Annotated in this window: 4 protein-coding genes; 2 read left to right on the top strand and 2 right to left on the bottom strand. The window is 70.7% G+C overall.

Going from position 1 to position 4,092, the window contains the following annotated elements; translation table 11 throughout:
- Positions 1–77: 77 nt before the first annotated feature.
- Positions 78–935: a UDP-2,3-diacylglucosamine diphosphatase gene (locus tag AB7U92_RS23075; RefSeq protein WP_428582514.1), complete on the bottom strand. Its 858-nt coding sequence runs from the start codon at positions 933–935 to the stop codon at positions 78–80.
- 167 nt (positions 936–1,102) lie between these two features.
- On the opposite strand from AB7U92_RS23075, the gene AB7U92_RS23070 reads away from it, so the two are divergent.
- Both AB7U92_RS23070 and AB7U92_RS23065 read left to right on the top strand, forming a co-directional pair.
- On the top strand, positions 1,103–1,816 hold the full coding sequence (locus AB7U92_RS23070; RefSeq protein WP_428582512.1) for a hypothetical protein: 714 nt from the start codon (positions 1,103–1,105) through the stop codon (positions 1,814–1,816).
- Between the two features lie 127 nt (positions 1,817–1,943).
- Complete coding sequence (locus AB7U92_RS23065) at positions 1,944–2,165, top strand: hypothetical protein (RefSeq protein WP_428582510.1); 222 nt, start codon at positions 1,944–1,946, stop codon at positions 2,163–2,165.
- A gap of 40 nt (positions 2,166–2,205) precedes the next feature.
- Here the strand turns inward: AB7U92_RS23065 and AB7U92_RS23060 are convergent, their stop codons facing one another.
- Positions 2,206–3,816, bottom strand: a complete 1,611-nt coding sequence (locus AB7U92_RS23060; RefSeq protein ID WP_428582508.1) for an alkaline phosphatase D family protein — start codon at positions 3,814–3,816, stop codon at positions 2,206–2,208.
- Positions 3,817–4,092: the final 276 nt, after the last annotated feature.

Below are 4,092 nucleotides of genomic sequence, written 5' to 3'. Positions count from 1 at the left end.
CCCGGCGCTGTTGCAGTCGTTCGGCTTCGAATTCCTGGGCTTCGGCCGCGGCTCGGCGGGCGCCGTGCCGGTGGCGCTCACGCCGGTGCCGTCTCTGCAGGCGGCCTGACCTCGCCGGCGGCCGGCGCAGCGGCCGTCACCGCCGCGGGCCGCCACAGCATCTCGCCGCGGTCGATGATCTCGAGGCGGCCGTCGTGGTACTCCACCAGCGCGGTGAGGCTTTCCACCCAGTCGCCGTCGTTGCAGTAGAGGATGCCGTCGATCTCGCGGATCTCGGCATGGTGGATGTGGCCGCAGACCACGCCGTGCACGCCGCGCTTGCGCGCCTCGCGAGCCACCGCGGCCTCGAAGTCGCCGACGTAGCTGACCGCGCGCTTGACCTTGAGCTTGAGATAGCGCGACAGGCTCCAGTACGGCAGGCCCAAACGCGCACGCGCGCGGTTGAACCAGCGGTTGAGCTTGAGCACGAACTCGTAGGCCACGTCGCCGGTGTAGGCCAGCCACTTGGCGCACTGGATCACGCCGTCGAACAGGTCGCCGTGCGTGATCCACAGGCGCCGGCCATCGGCGGTGACGTGCACGCAGTCCTCCATCACCTCGACACCGCCGAAGCTGTGCGTCACGTAGCGGCGCGCGAACTCGTCGTGGTTGCCGGGCACGAAGATCACCCGGGTTCCCTTGCGCGCCTTGCGCAGGATCTTCTGCACCACGTCGTTGTGCGCCTGCGGCCAGTACCAGGAGCGGCGCAGCTGCCAGCCGTCGATGATGTCGCCGACGAGGTAGAGAGTGTCGCAGTGCATGTCGCGCAGGAAGTCGAGCAGCGCGCGAGCCTGGCAGCCGGGCGTGCCCAGGTGCAGATCGGAGATCCACACCGTACGCACGCGGATGCGGCCATCGTCGTCGTCGAGCTCGGGGCGCAGTTCAGGATGCAGCATGGCTTCGCATCGTCGACCGCCGCGGTGACGCGATCGTGACCCGCCCGAGTCGGATTCGTGGCGGTCGTGTCCGTCAGGTCGCGCGCGGCACCGTGGCTCGAATGGCGTCACGGGCGCGTCATGGCCGCCGCGTATCAAGCGAGGCCATGACCGAACTGACTGCCGCCGTGCGCGAAGCGCAGGCCGATGCGGACCGCCGCTTCGGTGACGGCCCGGTGCAGCCCTGGGAGCCGCCGCCGGTGCTGAGCGAGTCGACGCGAAGGCGGCTGGCCATCGTCGCGCTGGCCTCGCTGCTGGCCACCGCGCTGCTCGTGGCGATGGCCGTCGCGAAGACTGCGGCCGCTCCGGCCACGGCGCCCGCCGAGCCGGCGCGACCCGCCGTCGACGGACCTGTTGGAGACACGATGCAAGACGAGACGCACGACGACGGTGACGACGGCGGCGACGTAGCGGCGCCGCCCGTGCCCGCGCCGGCCGAGGCGACCGGCCTCGCTCTGGAGCGGCACGGCGCCGAATGGCGCCTCTCGGCCCAGGGTGCTCCCCGCCACGAGGTGCTGCACCGGCTGGTCGAGGCCAGTGGCTCCCGGCTGCATGCTGCGCCCGAGACCCTGGCCGATGCGCGTCCCGTGCGGCTGCACTGGCAGGGACCGGCGCTCGCGCCCGTCTGGCCGCTCGTGCTGGGGCACGATCTCAGCTACGCGCTGCAGTGCCGGCGCGACCGTTGCGAGGTGTGGATTCTCGGCCGGGCGGGTGTGGCCGTGCCCAGCGCCGCGGCGGGCGCCATGCTGCCCCTTGCGCAGGATCTGCCGTCCCCTGGGCTGCCCATGCCGATGCCGATTCCGATGGTCGATGACGAAGACACGAGCCCGGACCGCGACTGAACCTCGGCGCGGGCGTTTGCGCACAGTTCCCGCCGCAGGTCAATGCGAGCCCCGACGGCTCACTGGGTTGTCACGAACGCCGGGACCGCGCTGACTAGACTGCGACGCACGGAGAAGGAGTTGCGTCATGGAGCAGGCTGCCGACACGGTCACCGTCTACAGCTTCCGGGTGTTCGAGCTCGACGCCGAGGCCTACCACGTGGCCTCGTTCAAGGCGCCACGCCACGTGATCACCGAGCGCTTCCACGGCGACGTGCTGGAGGGCACGGGCGTGGAAGTGGACGCTGACGAACTCGACGAACAAGGTCGCTACCGCCGCATCGCCACCGGCTGGGGTGCGCTGGACTGAGCGGCCTCCGGGCCGCCGTGGCGGCCCGGCCGGAACGGCCTCAGCCGAAGCGCGGCGCCAGCGTTTTGCTGAACACCGAGGCGCCGGAGAGGTCGCGCAGGTCGACCGTCATCGCCGCGCTGCGCGCGTCGATATTGACCTCGCCGAAGAACTGCAGCCCGGCCAGCGGGGACAGGTTCACCTGGCCGGCCGGCGGCGCCTTGAAGAACACCACCTGCGGGCCGAAAGTGCCGTCCAGCGTGTTCGGGCCGAAGCTGCCCGCGTTGAGCGGGCCGGAGACGAATTCCCAGAAGCCGTCGAAGTCGTTGAAGGCGGCGCGCTGCGGGTCGTAGTAGTGCGCGGCGCAGTAGTGCACGTCGGCTGTCAGCCAGACGGTGTTGCGCACGCGCTGGTGGCGGATGAAGCGCAGCAGTTCGGCGATCTCCAGCTCGCGCCCGAGCGGGCCGCTGGCATTGCCGTTGGCGATGGCCTCCCAGCGCGGGATGCCCGAGGCGTTCGTGCCGTCACCGACGTTCAGGCCGATCGGCATGTCGGCGGCGATCACCTTCCACACCGCGCGCGACTTCGCCAGGCCGCGCTTGAGCCACTCCATCTGCTCGCGGCCGAGGAAGGCGGTGTCGGCGCCGGGCACCGGCTGCAGGTTGTCGGTGTTCGGGCCGCGGTAACTGCGCATGTCGATCACGAACACGTCGAGCATCGGGCCGTACGAGAAGCGGCGGTACACACGCTGCGCCTCGCGCGCATCGAAGGGCCGCATCGGCGCGTAGTCGAGGAAGGCGCGGGTGCCGCGGGCGATCAGCAGCGGCGCGTTCTTCTCGGTGTAGCGGGTGTCGGCCGAGAGGTCCTTCGAATCTGACCAGTTGTTGGTCACCTCGTGGTCGTCCCACTGCCAGATCTGCGGCACCTCGGCGTTGAAGCGGCGCACGTTCTCGTCGATCAGGTTGTAGCGGTAGCGGCCGCGGAACTCGTCGAGCGTCTCGGCCACCTTGCTCACTTCCGGAGTCACGATGTTGCGCCAGGGCTGGCCACCCTCGGCGGTGACCGACTCGCGGATCGGGCCATCGGCATACACCGTGTCGCCGCTGTGGATGAAGAAGCGCGGCTGGCGCTGTCGCATGGTCTCGTAGATCCTCATGCCGCCGAAGTCGGGGTTGATGCCCCAGCCCTGGCCGGCGGTGTCGCCGCCCCAGACGAAGCGGATGTCGCTGCCGCGGCCGTGCCCGCGGTGCCAGCCGTGGTCGTCGCGGCTGCCCGGCAGCGTGACGACGCGGCCGGTGACCGGCTCCGACACGGCGCGGTCGTTGGCCAGCGACTGGAACGACACGCGCACGAAGACCTCGCGGTTCTCCGGCAGACCGAACAGATCCTGCCGCGCGGTGAAGTCGCCGCCCTCGAGGGCATAGGGGCCGACCAGGCGCGTGGCGTTGGCGAAGCGTGCGTCCAGGCTCCACTCCACGATCATGCGAGAGGCGCGGTCGCTGCGGCTCCACACCAACAGGCGGCCGTCGGACGGATCGCCGAACTGCACGCCCTGCAGCGCGCTGGGGCGGCTGGCGTCGGCGGCGATCAGGGCGGGCGCGGCGAGGCTGCCGGCGGCGGCGGTGCCGAACTGCAGGAAGCGGCGGCGGTCGATCGAAGGGGACGAAGGCATCGGCTGTGCTCCAGGGGTGGTGGGTGGAAGCACAGGCTAGGCAGCGCGGATGGCGGTGGTGTGACGGGACCCCGCAATCTTGAAGTCACCAGTGTAGGAGCCCGCGCGAGGCCAGCGCGTTGGCTCGCGCCGTGCGGGCTCCGCAGCGGTGGTCGATGAGGTCGATGCCGGGTCTCGGGGCGGGGCGGGACGGGGCTATGGCGGCTTGCGACCCATCGGAGTCGCTCAAGTCGACTCGAAGCGGACACTCTGACTGCAAGGGAGGACGGCTTGCTG

The sequence above is a fragment of the Piscinibacter sp. genome (assembly GCF_050175855.1).
Lineage (GTDB): Bacteria > Pseudomonadota > Gammaproteobacteria > Burkholderiales > Burkholderiaceae_C > Piscinibacter.
Note: the sequence above shows the minus strand (reverse complement) of the source record. Positions and strands in the feature narration are given on the sequence as shown.